Origin of the sequence: Oceaniglobus trochenteri, assembly GCF_020529025.1 — a bacterium.
Taxonomy (GTDB): Bacteria; Pseudomonadota; Alphaproteobacteria; order Rhodobacterales; family Rhodobacteraceae; genus Oceaniglobus; species Oceaniglobus trochenteri.
This window is the reverse complement of sequence record NZ_JACNMM010000012.1, coordinates 87,260-101,585: the sequence shown is the minus strand read 5'-3', so window position 1 is coordinate 101,585 and position 14,326 is coordinate 87,260. Positions and strand designations below refer to the sequence as shown.

General features: G+C 64.8%; 15 protein-coding genes. 6 read left to right on the top strand and 9 right to left on the bottom strand.

Features of this window, described 5'->3' with window-relative positions; all coding sequences use genetic code 11:
- Positions 1-18: 18 nt before the first annotated feature.
- The 6 genes from H7828_RS18755 to H7828_RS18730 all read right to left on the bottom strand — a co-directional run bounded on the left by H7828_RS18755 (position 19) and on the right by H7828_RS18730 (position 6,405).
- Positions 19-225, bottom strand: a complete 207-nt coding sequence (locus H7828_RS18755; protein WP_226782597.1) for a hemolysin XhlA family protein — start codon at positions 223-225, stop codon at positions 19-21.
- On the bottom strand, positions 218-829 hold the full coding sequence (locus H7828_RS18750) for a holin family protein (protein ID WP_226782596.1): 612 nt from the start codon (positions 827-829) through the stop codon (positions 218-220). The genes H7828_RS18755 and H7828_RS18750 overlap by 8 nt, the downstream gene beginning before the upstream one ends.
- Positions 820-1,431, bottom strand: coding sequence for a holin-associated N-acetylmuramidase (locus H7828_RS18745; protein WP_226782595.1), 612 nt, complete (start codon positions 1,429-1,431; stop codon positions 820-822). The genes H7828_RS18750 and H7828_RS18745 overlap by 10 nt, the downstream gene beginning before the upstream one ends.
- A gap of 66 nt (positions 1,432-1,497) precedes the next feature.
- The gene (ccmE, locus tag H7828_RS18740) at positions 1,498-1,941 is read right to left on the bottom strand and encodes a cytochrome c maturation protein CcmE (protein WP_226782594.1); all 444 of its coding nucleotides are present in this window, start codon (positions 1,939-1,941) and stop codon (positions 1,498-1,500) included.
- A 93-nt stretch (positions 1,942-2,034) separates the two neighbouring features.
- Complete coding sequence (gene murI, locus H7828_RS18735) at positions 2,035-2,847, bottom strand: glutamate racemase (protein ID WP_226782593.1); 813 nt, start codon at positions 2,845-2,847, stop codon at positions 2,035-2,037.
- Positions 2,848-2,997: 150 nt separating this feature from the next.
- The gene (locus tag H7828_RS18730; RefSeq protein ID WP_226782592.1) at positions 2,998-6,405 is read right to left on the bottom strand and encodes an indolepyruvate ferredoxin oxidoreductase family protein; all 3,408 of its coding nucleotides are present in this window, start codon (positions 6,403-6,405) and stop codon (positions 2,998-3,000) included.
- Between the two features lie 160 nt (positions 6,406-6,565).
- Here H7828_RS18730 and H7828_RS18725 point away from each other — a divergent pair, with 160 nt between their 5' ends.
- From H7828_RS18725 to grxD, 5 genes are all read left to right on the top strand, one after another.
- Positions 6,566-7,471: a LysR family transcriptional regulator gene (locus H7828_RS18725; protein WP_226782591.1), complete on the top strand. Its 906-nt coding sequence runs from the start codon at positions 6,566-6,568 to the stop codon at positions 7,469-7,471.
- Between the two features lie 332 nt (positions 7,472-7,803).
- Complete coding sequence (purL, locus tag H7828_RS18720; protein ID WP_226782590.1) at positions 7,804-9,963, top strand: phosphoribosylformylglycinamidine synthase subunit PurL; 2,160 nt, start codon at positions 7,804-7,806, stop codon at positions 9,961-9,963.
- A gap of 128 nt (positions 9,964-10,091) precedes the next feature.
- The gene (locus H7828_RS18715) at positions 10,092-10,340 is read left to right on the top strand and encodes a BolA family protein (RefSeq protein WP_226782589.1); all 249 of its coding nucleotides are present in this window, start codon (positions 10,092-10,094) and stop codon (positions 10,338-10,340) included.
- The gene (locus tag H7828_RS22880; protein ID WP_281070782.1) at positions 10,337-10,471 is read left to right on the top strand and encodes a hypothetical protein; all 135 of its coding nucleotides are present in this window, start codon (positions 10,337-10,339) and stop codon (positions 10,469-10,471) included. The genes H7828_RS18715 and H7828_RS22880 overlap by 4 nt, the downstream gene beginning before the upstream one ends.
- Positions 10,468-10,827 (top strand): Grx4 family monothiol glutaredoxin, encoded by a 360-nt coding sequence (gene grxD, locus H7828_RS18710; RefSeq protein ID WP_226782588.1) that lies wholly within the window; start codon positions 10,468-10,470, stop codon positions 10,825-10,827. The genes H7828_RS22880 and grxD overlap by 4 nt, the downstream gene beginning before the upstream one ends.
- A gap of 21 nt (positions 10,828-10,848) precedes the next feature.
- On the opposite strand, the gene H7828_RS18705 is transcribed toward grxD, so the two are convergent.
- From H7828_RS18705 to H7828_RS18695, 3 genes are read right to left on the bottom strand one after another with little or no spacing between them, the layout of a single operon-like run.
- Positions 10,849-11,175 carry an MliC family protein gene (locus H7828_RS18705; protein ID WP_226782587.1) on the bottom strand — a complete coding sequence of 109 codons (327 nt, stop codon included), beginning with the start codon at positions 11,173-11,175 and terminating at the stop codon, positions 10,849-10,851.
- On the bottom strand, positions 11,172-11,588 hold the full coding sequence (locus H7828_RS18700; RefSeq protein WP_226782586.1) for a cell division protein ZapA: 417 nt from the start codon (positions 11,586-11,588) through the stop codon (positions 11,172-11,174). Before H7828_RS18700 ends, H7828_RS18705 begins: the two co-directional genes overlap by 4 nt.
- Positions 11,581-12,054: a hypothetical protein gene (locus H7828_RS18695; protein WP_226782585.1), complete on the bottom strand. Its 474-nt coding sequence runs from the start codon at positions 12,052-12,054 to the stop codon at positions 11,581-11,583. Before H7828_RS18695 ends, H7828_RS18700 begins: the two co-directional genes overlap by 8 nt.
- Positions 12,055-12,271: 217 nt before the next feature.
- On the opposite strand from H7828_RS18695, the gene tkt reads away from it, so the two are divergent.
- Positions 12,272-14,290, top strand: coding sequence for a transketolase (gene tkt, locus H7828_RS18690; RefSeq protein WP_226782584.1), 2,019 nt, complete (start codon positions 12,272-12,274; stop codon positions 14,288-14,290).
- Positions 14,291-14,326: the final 36 nt, after the last annotated feature.

Sequence of the window (14,326 nt, the reverse complement as noted above, 5' to 3'; positions counted from 1 at the left end):
GATGGCGGTTTGACGCAGTCAGAGCGGCGCGAACCCGCCCTTCAGCGCAAAGGCCAGCGCGCCCATCACCATGCCGCCGACGATCAGCCGCACCAACCAGCGCAGGGAATCCTCGATCGCCGTAAGGCGCTTCTCGACGTTCAGGCGGTGCACCTCGTCCACCGCATCGCGGGTTTCGCTGGCAAAAAGCCGCGCCTCGACCGTCTGGCGCCAGAGGTCATCCACGCCCGGCCCGCCAGTCATCAAGGGCGGCGTTGTCCGAAAGGGGACGCGCGGCCGGTGCGGCGGGCGTGGCGGTTTGGGCCCCTGGGGCGAGGTCGCGGCGTTGCGGGGTCTGGCGCTCAACTTCGGGCTCCTTGCGGGGGGTGTCCACGGATTGCAGGGTCGCCAGGGTGTCGGCCACCTGCGGGGCGCGGGCCAGGCTGGCGGCGATGCTGCGCTGGAAATCCTGCCCCTTCGCCTGATGGCGCGCCCCGAAATAGAACGAAACGATGGCCCCCAGAAGCCACCACAGCGGCTCGGGGATCAGCGCAAGGCCCACCATGCGGCTGGAGAACCAGACCGGATCGACCATGGCCGCCACGAACAGGCCCAGCGTGCCAAGGGCCAGCATCGGGCGCGGCAGGCGGTTCAACCCGTCGATGAACCGGTCGAACCGGCCACAGGCCGGGCGCGCCGATTCCGCCGCGAACTGCGCCAGGGCCGCCGCGCTCAGCGTGCCCTGGCGTTGGCCTGCCGCCTCGGCATTCTCGCGAAACACCTCGGCGGTGCGGGCAATCACGTTGCCGTTGCCCAGCAGTGCATCAAGAATTCGGCCGATCATCCCCATGCCGCAACCCTCGCCGCATGTTCCCCGGCGCTAAGGTGATAGCGGGGCGAAATGAACTGTTCGGCCCGGGTGATCCACCCCCCCTTTCCTCCGTCACGTCGGCGGGCATACTTGCGCGATGCCGGGCGCCTGTCGGCCAGGGCGTAATAATAGTTGCGCCGTGCAATGCCGTAGGCATCGGCGAAATGGGCGGGCGCCGCCGCCTCGGCCAGGCGGGCGGCGGCGATGGTTTCGGGGCCGATCTGGCCATCGATGGCAACCCGCTGGCCCATATCGCACAGCAGTTGCTGCAGAATCCTGATCGCATTGGCGCCGGCGTTCACATGCATGTCGAAAACGCTGGCCTGGAGGATCGCGGGCAGTTGGTCGATCTGCGGACGCTCGAAATAATGGCGCACAAAGATGTCGCGGGCCTGCGCGGCGGTCAGTTTGCGGACATCCTCGGCGGTGGTCCGGCCATCGCCTGTCAGGTCGATCCCCAGCCGCTGCAGGGTCGCCAGGGTGACGCCGTGGTTGGTGGCACCGCCCGGATCGTCGGGGTCGTTCACATAGCCGCCCTCGCGGGCGACGATCTCTTCTGCAATCGCCTGAACCGAAACCATTTTTCGTCCTCTCCACAGCGCAACACTGACCCGGAGGGTGCGGAGAAATGGTTAAACTTGCGAAACCTAACCGCTCGGTTCCTGGTAGACGCCCTGTTCCTTCAGCGCATCGATCACTTCTTTCGGCATGTAGGTTTCATCGTGTTTCGCAAGGATTTCCGAGGCTTCGAAGATGCCGTTGATGTAACGTCCGGTGCCCACCATGCCTTCGCCCTCGCCAAACAGATCGGGCAGCACCCCGGTGTAGGTGACAGGAACCGTCGCGGCGCCATCGGTCACCGAGAAGGATATCACCTCGCCCTGACCGCGCTTCAGCGTACCCTCGGCCACCAGTCCGCCAATGCGGAAAACCTCGCCCGGTGCGGGCGGTTCGGCCATCACCTGGGCAGGCGAGCGGAAGAAGTTGATCCCGTCGCGCATGGCATAACCGATCAGCGCGGTCGAACAGGCCAGCGCCACCGCAGCCACCGCGATCACCTGGATTCGCCGTTTCTTCTTCAGCCCGCGCATGGCACGCTCCTGTCGGTTTGGCCCGGGTTCCTCGGGCAGGTCGGCATCAGTCTCAGGCCCATCGGCTTCAACCGCACTTCACATAGGGCAGATTCAGGCCGATTGGAATGTGATCTGACGCCGCAGGAACTGTGTCGCCCGCCCCGACACCCGCGCCGGATCGCCAGTGGTAAGGAAGGCCGATTCCGTCCCCGAACCCACCATGCCCGGGTGGCGTTGGAGGTAGTCGGCCAGGCTTTCCGCCACAAGATTGGCCTGCGAGAATACCTGAACATCCGCCCCCAGCGCCTGCTGGAAGACATCCTGCATCAGCGGATAATGGGTGCAGCCCAGAATGGCCGCCTGCGGATCGGGCATCTTGCGGCGCAGGGCATCGACATGGCTGCGCACGAGGGCCTCGGCCAGGATCATGTCGCCTTCTTCGATCGCGTCCACCACGCCACCGCAGGCCTGGGCCTCGACATCCACGCCGATGGCCCGGAAGGCCAGTTCGCGCTGAAAGGCACGGCTGCGCACGGTTGCGGGGGTGGCAAAGAGAGCGACGTTCTTCACGGCCACTTCGCGGGGGGGCGAATTGTCGCCCCACTGGCGTTCGGTCAGCGCCTCGATCAGGGGAACGAAAACACCCAGAACCCGCTTCTGAGGCGGTATCCAGCTTTCCTGCATCCGGCGCAATGCCGCGGCGCTTGCCGTGTTGCAGGCCAGGATCACCAGGTCACAGCCCGCGTCGAACAGGCGCTGGGTTGCCGCAGTGGTCAGTTCATAAACGTCCTGCGCATCGCGCACGCCATAGGGCGCATGGGCGTTGTCGCCAAGATAGACGAAGGGCACTTCGGGCAACCGCCGCGCCACCGCGTCCAGCACCGTCAGCCCGCCCAACCCAGAATCGAACACCCCGATTGCCATTGCAGATCCTGTCCATTGTACTTGCCGCCCCCCGGTCCCACCGGCGAGTTATTTCACTGCAATAGGTCTGCAAACGACAGAAGTAAATCACCGCGATGCGCCCCTTGGCCCGTTGGTGGCGAACCGCCAAGGCCGGGTGGCCGCCGCGCCCTATTCTGCGGCCTTGGCCATCGCGTCGCCCCCCGCACGGATCACGGCCAGGATTTCCTCGCGGCGCTTGGCGGCCTTGCGCTCGTTTGCCTGCTTTACCGGCCCAAAGCCCTTGATCTGCATCGGAAGTTCAGCCAGCGCCACCACCGCGTCACGGGTTGCATCGCTGAGCAGCGGAAGCACCTCGGCCATGTCGGCTTCGTATTGGCGGATCAGGGCGCGCTCCATCCGCCGTTCGGCGGTCCGCCCGAAGGGATCAAACCACGTGCCGCGCAGCATCCGCATACGGGCCAAAAGGGGAAAGGCCCGTTCGATCCAGGGGCCAAAGGCGCGCTTTTCGGGGCGCCCGTCCGCGCCCTCGCGCGACAGGATCGGCGGCGCAAGGTGGAACGTCAGCTTCAGATCGCCTTCGAACTCCGCCTCGGCCTTGGCGCGGCTTTCGATCAGCAGCCGGGCCACCTCATATTCATCCTTGTAACTCAAAAGCTTGTGATACCCTCTTAAAGCGGCATTGCGCACCTTTTCATCGGTGATCCCGTCCACCAGCTTGCGATAACGCTTGGCAAGGCCGCGCCCCTGGTAAGTCTCCAGGTGTTGCGCGCGAAAGGCGATCTTCTCTTCCGTCGACTTGGGCATCGCCACCACCTTGGCCGTCAGGATCTCCTCAACCTTCTGCGGGTTCAGGGCAGCCCAACGGCCCAGCTCGAAGGCGCGGCGGTTGCGCTCCACTGCGGCGCGGTTCAACCCGATTGCGGCGTCGATGGCCTCAAAGCTCAGCGGAACGAAACCCATCTGCCAGGCCGCACCAAAAACCATCATGTTCGAGTAGATGGAATCGCCGAACAGGGCCTTGGAAAGATCTGTAGCATCAAAGAGTTGCAACCGGTCCTTCAACCTTGACTGCAAGGCCAGCGCCAGCCTGTCGCCGGGAATGCGAAATTCGGTATCGCGGGTGAAATCGCCGGTGATGATCTCGTGGCTGTTCACCACGCCGCCGGTTACGCCGGGCTTCATCAACCCGATGGTCTTGGCCCCTGCCGACACCACCAGATCGCCACCGATCAGGGCATCACATTCTCCGGTTGCGACACGTATGGCGCTGATATCCTTGGGGGAGTTGGAAAGCCGGCAATGGATGTGCACCGCGCCGCCCTTTTGCGCCAGGCCGGCCATCTCCATCATGCCCACACCCTTGCCGTCCAGATGCGCCGCCATGGCCATGATCGCGCCGATGGTGACGACACCGGTGCCACCGACCCCGGTGATCACCACGTTATGGGTGCCGCTGATCTCGGGCAGATCGGGCATCGGCAGCGTTCCGGTATCGACTTCGGCCGTCGCTTCGGAGCGGACCTTGCCGCCGGACACTGTCAGGAACGACGGACAGAAGCCTGACAAACAAGAATAATCCTTGTTGCATGACGATTGGTCCACCGCCCGCTTCCGGCCCAGTTCGGTTTCAACCGGCACCAGCGAAACGCAGTTGCTTTGCACCCCGCAATCGCCGCAGCCCTCGCAGACATCGGAATTGATGAACACCCGCTTGTCCGGGTCGGGGAAATTGCCGCGCTTGCGGCGGCGGCGTTTTTCGGCGGCGCAGGTCTGGATATAGATCAGGACGCTGACGCCTTCCTTTTCGGCCAATGTCTTCTGCACCCGGGGCAGTTCGTCACGCTCGGCGATTTCGATACCCTTGGGAAAGCGCGACAGGTCCACCTCTTCCTTCGGGTCGTGGACGACCGAGACATGGCGCACGCCCATGGCCAGCACCTCGCGCGCGATCTGTTCCGCGGTCAGATCGCCATCGTTGTGTTGCCCGCCGGTCATCGCCACAGCATCGTTGTAGAGGATCTTGTAGGTGATGCGCGTTCCCGCCATCAGGGCAAAGCGGATCGCCTGCACGCCCGAATGGTTGTAGGTGCCGTCACCCAGGTTCTGGAACACATGCTCGCGCGTCGAAAACGGCGCCTCGCCGATCCAGTTCACGCCCTCGCCGCCCATGTGGGTAAAGCCGGTGGTTTCGCGGTCCATCCACTGCACCATGAAATGGCAGCCGATGCCGGCATAGGCGCGCGCGCCCTCGGGCACCTTGGTGCTGGAGTTGTGGGGACAGCCCGAGCAGAAGTAGGGCAGTCGCGCCGCGATCTCGGGCGCGTTATCGGCCTTCCGCGCCTCTGACAGGCGACCCAAGGCGCCTTCCAGCGCATCGGTGCGCCGACCCTCGTCGATCAGGATCTTGCCCAGTTTCTCGGCAATCATCACCGGATCAAGGGCAAATCGGGTCGGGAAAAGTTCGGGGCCGTGGGTGGTTCCCATCCGCCAGCCCCAGACGCGCCGCCCCTGACGATCGTCAAAGATCGCCTCCTTGATCTGCACCTCAAGCAGCTTGCGCTTTTCCTCGACCACCACGATCAGGTCCAGCCCGTCGGCCCAGTCGTGAAAGGAATCCATGTCCAGCGGAAAGGCCTGGCCCACCTTGTAGGTGGTCACGCCCAGCCTTTCGCATTCCCCGGCATCCAGGCCCAGCAGCGACAGCGCATGGGTCAGGTCCAGCCAGTTCTTGCCCGCCGCAACGAAACCGATCTTCGCCCCCGGCTTGCCATGCATCCGCTTGTCGATGCCGTTGGCCTTGGCAAAGGCCTCGGCCGCAAACCGCTTGTGGTCGATGATCCGCGCTTCCTGAGGGATCCAGTGATCGCCCAGCCGGATGTTTAACCCGCCTTCCGGCATGTCGAATTCGGGCATCACGAAGGACATCCGGTCAGGCCGGCCATCGACGACGCTAGTCACCTCCACCGTGTCCTTCATCAGTTTCAGCCCGGCCCAAAGACCGGAAAACCGTGACAGGGCATAGCCATAGAGCCCGAAGTCGAGAATTTCCTGCACCCCGGCGGGCGACAGCACGGGCATGTAGGCGTCGACCATGGCCCAGTCGCTTTGATGGCAGACGGTGCTGCTTTCGCCGGTGTGATCGTCGCCCATGGCCATCAACACGCCGCCATGGCGCGAGGTGCCCGCCATATTGGCATGGCGCATCACGTCGCCCGACCGGTCCACCCCCGGGCCCTTGCCATACCACAGGCCGAAGACACCATCGAAGCGGCCCTCGCCGCGCAATTCCGCCTGCTGCGTTCCCCAAAGGGCGGTGGCGGCCAGATCTTCGTTCAGGCCGGGCTGGAATTTCACCTCAGCCTCGCCCAGCACCCCTTCGGCCTGTCCCATGACGATATCTACCGCGCCAAGGGGCGATCCGCGGTATCCCGTGACATAGCCGGCCGTGTTCAGCCCCGCCGCGCGGTCGCGGGCCTTCTGCATCAGCATCAGCCGCACCAGCGCCTGGGTGCCGTTCAAAAGAACCTGCCCCTTGTCCAGATCGTACCTGTCGTGAAGTGAAACATCCTGCCGCATGTCCGGCCCTCCCAGCCATCAATCCTGCATGGGTCCAGTATAGGTCAAAATATCTGACCTACAAAATCAAATCGCCAGCTTTTGCCGTTTGCGTTAGATGGTAGAGGGCAGGTAACACGAGACAAGTCGTTAGCGCTGACAACAGCGGATCGGGGATTTCATGGACTGGGACAAGCTCAGAATATTTCACGCGGTGGCCGAAGCGGGCAGCCTGACCCACGCGGGCGATTCGCTGCACCTGTCGCAATCGGCGGTTTCCCGCCAGATTCGCGCGCTTGAGGATTCGCTGAACACCACCCTGTTTCACCGCCACGCGCGGGGGCTGATTCTCACCGAACAGGGCGAACTGCTGCACGATGCCACACGCGCCATGGCGCGGCGGCTGGATACGGCGGCGGCACGGATAAAGGACAGCGAAGAGGAAGTCTTCGGAGAGCTGCGGGTGACAACCACCACCGGCTTCGGTTCGCTCTGGCTGGCGCCGCGCCTGCCCGCGCTTTACGCCAAGTATCCCGATCTGAAGATCGACCTGATCCTGGATGAACACGTTCTCGATCTGCCCATGCGCGAAGCCGACATCGCCATCCGCATGAAAGAGCCAAGTCAGGCCGACCTGATCCGCAAGCGCCTGTTCACCGTGAAGATGCGCCTCTATGCCTCGCCCGATTACCTTGCCGCCAACGGCACCCCGACCCGGCAGGAGGATCTGGGCACCCACCGGCTGATCTGTCAGAACACCACCTCGGCGCAGGTCAGCGCGGGGGCGATGATGGTGCAGCAACTGCTGACCCACGATATTCCTTCGCTTTTGACGGTGAACAACTACTTCGGCGTGTTGCAGGCCGTGCTGTCGGGCTTGGGCATCGGGGTTCTGCCCGACTACGTGATCGAGGATTTTCCCCGCATGGTGCGCGTCCTGCCCGATTTCGAAAGCGCCGAGGTGCCGGTTTTCCTCGCCTACCCCGAAGAATTGCGCCAATCGCGCCGCATCCACGCCTTCCGTGATTTCGTCGTCGATGAGCTGGCCGCGCACCGCGAAAAGCTGAAGTATTCAGTCGATCCCTAGGCCCTGACCTCAGCCATGCACGCAGTGCATATCCGGCTTGCACCCGGCGAGGCGAATTGTTCTTGAAACGATATGTTAGCGGGCATAGGTGCCTCATCAGAAGGCGGCGGCAGCGCTTCGCGCCCATCGCCTTCTACCTCCCTGTTGGACTTGGCCGAGCCTTTGAGCTCGGCCTTTTTTTTGCGAAACGCCCCTCCTCATCGCAGGCCCACCTGTTGCGGCGGCGAAACGGATCGCATCCTGCCGCCAACCTCCGCAAGGATTGCCCGATCCGGCCCTTTCCCCCATTCCCGCCACGGTCTAGAAGGTGCCAACGCTGCGGGGAGACGACCATGCAAGAACCAGCCATCACTCAAGACCTGATCGCCGCCCACGGGCTGAACGATGAAGAATATGCCCGCATCCTCGATATCATCGGGCGCGAACCAACCTTCACCGAACTCGGCATCTTCTCGGCCATGTGGAACGAACATTGTTCTTACAAGTCGTCCAAGAAATGGCTGCGCACCCTGCCCACCACCGGCCCCCAGGTGATCTGCGGGCCCGGTGAAAACGCCGGCGTTGTCGATATCGGCGATGGCCAGGCGGTGGTGTTCAAGATGGAAAGCCACAACCACCCCTCCTACATCGAACCCTACCAGGGCGCGGCCACCGGCGTGGGGGGCATCCTGCGCGATGTCTTCACCATGGGCGCGCGGCCCATCGCGGCCATGAACGCGCTGTCCTTCGGCACGCCCGATCACCCCAAGACCCGGCAGCTGGTGCATGGCGTGGTGGCCGGTGTCGGCGGCTATGGCAACTGCTTCGGTGTGCCCTGCGTCGGGGGCGAGGTGCGGTTCGACGCGGCCTACAACGGCAATTGCCTGGTCAACGCCTTTGCCGCCGGCCTGGCCGATGCCGACGCGATCTTCTATTCCGCCGCATCGGGCGTGGGCATGCCGGTGGTGTACCTCGGCGCCAAGACGGGGCGCGACGGCGTCGGCGGCGCCACCATGGCCAGCGCCGAATTCGACGACACCATCGAGGAAAAGCGCCCCACGGTGCAGGTGGGCGACCCCTTCACCGAAAAGCGCCTGATGGAGGCCTGCATGGAGCTGATGGCCACCGGCGCCGTGATCTCGATCCAGGACATGGGTGCGGCGGGACTGACCTGTTCGGCGGTTGAGATGGGCGACAAGGGCAACCTCGGCGTACGGCTGGACCTTGAAAAGGTGCCGGTGCGCGAAGACCAGATGACCGCCTATGAAATGATGCTCTCGGAATCCCAGGAACGGATGCTGATGGTCCTCAAGCCCGAGCTTGAGGCCGAAGCCAGGGCCGTCTTCGACAAATGGGATCTGGATTTCGCCGTCGTGGGTGAAACCATCGCCGAAGACCGGTTCCTGATCGTGCACAACGGCGAAGTGAAGGCCGACCTGCCGCTCAAGGCCCTGTCCGGCACCGCGCCCGAATACGACCGCCCCTGGGTGGAAACGCCCCCCGCCACGCCCTTTACCGAAACGCTCGACATCGACCCGATGGAGGGGCTGCGCGCGCTCATCACATCGCCCAACTACGCGGGCAAACAGTGGGTCTATGAACAATACGACACCCAGGTGATGGCCGACACCCAGCGCGCGCCGGGCCTTGGGGCGGGCATCGTGCGGGTGCACGGCACCCCCAAGCTGCTGGCCTTCACCTCGGACGTGACGCCGCGCTACGTCAAGGCCAACCCGGAAACGGGCGGCAAGCAGGCCGTCGCCGAAGCCTTCCGCAACCTGGTCGCCGTCGGCGCCCGCCCCCTGGCCACGACCGACAACCTGAACTTCGGCAATCCCGAAAAGCCCGAGATCATGGGCCAGTTCGTGGGCGCGATCCGCGGCATCGGCGCGGCCTGCGCCGCGCTCGACATGCCCATCGTGTCGGGCAACGTGTCACTTTACAACGAAACCGACGGCACCGGCATCCTGCCCACCCCCACCATCGGCGCGGTGGGCCTGATCGACAGCGCCGACCAGCTGATCGCCGGCACCCCGGCCGAGGGCGATTATGCCATCCTCATCGGCGCGACAGAAGGCCACCTTGGCCAATCCGCCCTGCTGGCCGAGATGTTCGGCCGTGCCGAGGGCGACGCGCCGCCCGTCGACCTTGACGCCGAAAAGGCCAATGCCGCTTTCCTTCTGCGCAACCGCGAATGGATCACCGCCGCCACCGACCTCTCCGACGGCGGCCTTGCCCTCGCCGCCTTCGAGATGGCCGAGGCGTCAGGCATCGGCGTGACGCTCGACAGCGCCGATCCCGCCTTCCTCTTCGGCGAGGATCAGGCCCGCTACCTGATCGCCTGCCGCTTCGATGCGGCCGAGGCGCTGATGCATTATGCCCATGGCGCGGGCATCCCCATTGCCACCGTGGGCCGTTTCGGCGGCAACGACGTGCAACTGGGCGGCACCGCCACGCCGCTGGCAACCCTGTCGCAACTCTATCGTGGCGCCTTCGCCGCGGCGGTGGGCTGAACCCCTGGCATCTTTGGTCTTCAAATATCCCCCCCGGAGGGTCCGCGCCCTCGCCCCGCGACACCGCCGCCCTTGAAGCGCCAACCGCTCCGCAATAGATTGCACCCGAGCAGCAAAGGACACCGACCATGGCAATGCAGGCCCAGGACATCGAAGACCTGATCCGCGAAAGCTTCCCCGATGCGAAGATCACGATCACCGATCTGCGCGGAGACGGAAACCATTACGCCGCCGAGGTGGTGGACGCATCCTTCGCCGGAATGAACCGGGTACAGCAACAGCGCGCCGTCTATGCCGCGCTGAAGGGAAAGATGGACGGCTCGAACGGCGAGCTGCATGCGCTGGCCCTGACCACCAAGGCACCGGACACCGCGTGAGCAGCCTATTCACCGAGGGCTGGCCGCTGTTTGCCGCCATCGCCCTTGTCGCAGTGATCACCTGGGGCGCGCTGCGCCCCTACCTGAAGGGCACCCCCCGCCAGGACCGCAAGAAGGACAACGAAACATGAGCGCTGAAGACCAGATCAAGCAGACCGTCACCACCAACGACGTGGTTCTGTTCATGAAGGGCACCAAGGAAATGCCCCAGTGCGGCTTTTCCAGCCGCGTCGCGGGCGTGCTGAACTTCATGGGCGTGCAATACGCCGATGTGAACGTGCTGGCCGACGAAGGCATCCGCCAGGGCATCAAGGATTATTCCGACTGGCCGACCATTCCGCAGCTTTACGTCAAGGGCGAATTCGTCGGCGGCTGCGACATCATCACCGAGATGACGCTGTCGGGCGAACTCGACACCCTGTTTGCGAACAATGGCGTGGCCTTCGACAAGGACGCCGCCGACAAGATCCGCGAAGCCAACGGCTGAACCAATTTGGCGCCGTCGAGGTCACTCGGCGGCGCGACACCCCGGCAGGATGGTCGTGCCTTCGACCCCGCCATGCCCCAGAAGCGCCTCGTCGCCCTTGGCGAACCAGATGTATCCATCCTCGCGCCCGACCTGGGAATAAAGAACCCCCGATCCCGACTGAGCGCGCTCCAGCGCCACCAGCTGCCCTTCGACGGGCATGATCGCCAGGTCATCCTCGCCACCGGTGACATAGGCCACGGACAACACCGCGCCCCGGTCACAGGTGTACTCCACCACGGAAACATCGCCCCATGCGGCCCCGGCTGCCAGAACCGGACCGAGGGCAAGGCACAGCCCGCGGATCATGCGGTCGCCCTTTCCTCGGCATCGTCGGCGATCGCCTCGGCCCGGGCGGCCAGTTCGGCCATGGTTTCAACCAGCGAGGCCGGAATGACCGGCACTTCGACCCGCTCGGCCTCGGGCGGGGGGGCATTGCGAAGCGCCTCGGTCTGGGCCTGCGCCTCGGACAGCTGGGCCTGAAGTGCCGCGATAGTCTGTTCGCTGGCGCGCACCTGTTCCTCCATGCCGGCGGTCTTGTCGGCCAGCATCAGCCCGGCCATCAGCAACATCCGGCTTTCGGGCAGGCGCCCGATCTGACCGACGAGGACAGCCGCCTCGGCGTCCAGCATCCGGGCCGCCGATTGCAGGTAGTGTTCTTCGCCTTCCTGGCAGGCGACATCGAAGGTACGGCCACCGATATTGATCTTGATCTCAGGCACTTGCGCTCTCCTCGACGATGGGTTGCAGTTCGGCGAGCAGGGCCACCAGCTCGGAGCGCTCGGCCTCGCGCTCGGCGCGCAGGTCGGCCAGTTCGCGGCGCAGGGCCTCGCCCTCGGCTGCGGTTTCGGGCGTCTCGGCCGTGCCGCCGTCGCCGTCGCGCAGGGCGGCGTTTTCCTCTTCCAGCGCGGCAACCCGATCCTTCGCCGCGGCCAGGCTGGATTCCAGTTCGGCGACACGGGTGTCCTGACGTTCCTTGATCGCGCGCACCCGCTCCTCAAGCTGGGCGGTGACGGCGCGTTCGGCTTCCAGGTCGGCCATCAGCTCGGCGGCTGCGGGCAGATCCTCGTCGGGCGCTTGCGCTTCCTCCTCGGGGGCGGGCGCGGGGCGCTGCAACGTGGTCACATGGGTGGAAATCCGGTCAAGCGCTGCGGAGATCCGGCGCTCCAGCTCACTCATGTCGTTCATGACATCGGTCCTTGTTTCTGCCTGTTGTTGCGCGGTGGTGCCGCGAATCGATCTTGCTGCCGTCAGGCTTATTTAAACCCAAGTCAAACCCGATTTCAGCCCCCAACCTGCGAATAGCCCGCCAAAGGCCGTGGTTTGGCCGCGCCCACGCTTGAACTTGTGCCACGGGCTGCTATCACCCGGTCAGCCCTGATCAGATGCATATAGGACAGACCCCATGGACATTGCCACCCTGCGCGCCCAGGCGCCCGACCACTGGAACCGTTCCACCGCCCTGCGCGCGCTGGCACTGGATGCCGTCGCCGCCGCCAATTCCGGCCATACCGGAATGCCCATCGGCATGGCCGACGTGGCGACCGTGCTGTTTTCGCGCCACCTGAAGTTCAGCGCCGCCAATCCCAACTGGCCCGACCGTGACCGGTTCATCCTGTCGGCGGGCCATGGCTCGATGCTGCTTTACGGTCTTTTGCACCTGACCGGTTATGCCGACATGACGCTGGAACAGATCAAGGATTTCCGCCAGTGGGGCGCGATCACCGCGGGCCATCCCGAATACGGCCATGCCGCCGGCATCGAAACCACCACCGGCCCCCTGGGTCAGGGTCTGGCCAATTCGGTGGGCTTTGCCATCGCCGAAGAGGTGCTGCGCGCCCGCTTCGGCAAGAAGATCGTCGATCACCACACCTATGTCATCGCCGGTGACGGCTGCCTGATGGAGGGCGTCAGCCAGGAGGCCATCGCCCTGGCCGGTCACCAGAAGCTGGGCAAGCTGATCGTGTTCTGGGACAACAACGACATCACCATCGACGGCAAGGTCAGCCTGACCGACAGCACCGACCAGGAACAGCGCTTTGCCGCCTCGGGTTGGCATGTCCAGGCGGTCGATGGCCACGATCCCGAAGCCATCGACGCGGCGATCAAGGCCGCCAAGGCATCGGACAAGCCCTCGATGATCGCCTGCAAGACCCATATCGCCCTTGGCACCACCGCTCAGGACACCTCGAAGGGCCATGGCGCGCTGACCGATCCCAAGCTGATCGAAGCCGCCCGCGAAACCTGGGGCTGGAGCCATCCGCCCTTCGAAATCCCCTCGGACATCAAATCGTGGTGGGAAGACGTGGGCAGCCGTGGCGACGCCGCCTTCAAGGATTGGCAGGCCCGCCTGTCCGATCTTTCGGACAACCGCCAGGCGCTGTTCAACCGCATGTACGACATGGAAGCGCCCAAGAAGCTGTCCAGCACCATCCGTGCCCTGAAAAAGCAGCTGAGCGAAAGCGCCCCCAAGGTCGCCACCCGCAAGAGCAGCGAAATGGTGCTTGAGGTCGTCAACCCGATCATGCCCGAAACCGTCGGCGGCTCGGCCGACCTGACCGGCAGCAACAACACCCTGACGGCCGATCTGGGCGTGTTCGACGCCGACAACCGCAAGGGGCGTTATATCCACTATGGCATCCGCGAACACGGCATGGCGGCGGCGCTGAACGGTCTGGCGCTGCATGGTGGGGTGCGCCCCTATGGCGGCACCTTCATGTGCTTCACCGATTATGCCCGCGGTGCCATGCGCCTTTCGGCGCTGATGGGTGTTCCGGCGGTTTACGTGATGACCCACGATTCGATCGGCCTGGGCGAAGACGGCCCGACCCACCAGCCGGTCGAACATCTGGCCATGCTGCGGGCCACGCCGAACATGCATGTGTTCCGCCCCGCCGACAGCATCGAAACCGCCGAGGCCTGGGAACTGGCGCTGACCACCGACAGCACGCCTTCGGTTCTGGCCCTGTCGCGCCAGGGCCTGCCCACCGTGCGCACCCAGCACAAGACGGCGAACCTGACCGCCAAGGGCGCCTATGTCCTGGCCGAGGCGGGCGAGAAGCGGCGCGCGATCCTGATCGCCACCGGCTCGGAAGTCTCGATCGCGCTTGAGGCGCGCGAGAAGCTGGAGGCCGAAGGCATCGGCACCCGCGTCGTCTCCATGCCCTGCCAGGAACTGTTCGCCCAGCAGGACGAGGCGTACCGGCGCAAGGTTCTGCCCGCAGGCCCCGTCCGCGTGGCGATTGAGGCCGGCGTGCGCTTTGGCTGGGACACCTGGCTGTTCGGCGAGCGTGGCCGCCGTGAAAAGGCCGATTTCGTCGGCATGGAAGGTTTTGGCGCCTCGGCCCCGGCCGAAGTGGTCTATGAGAAGATGGGCATCACCGCCGAGGCGACCGTCGCCAAGGTAAAGGCCCTGCTGGGCTGACCCAACGCCGGGCGGCCCAGGCGGGCCGCCCGACAC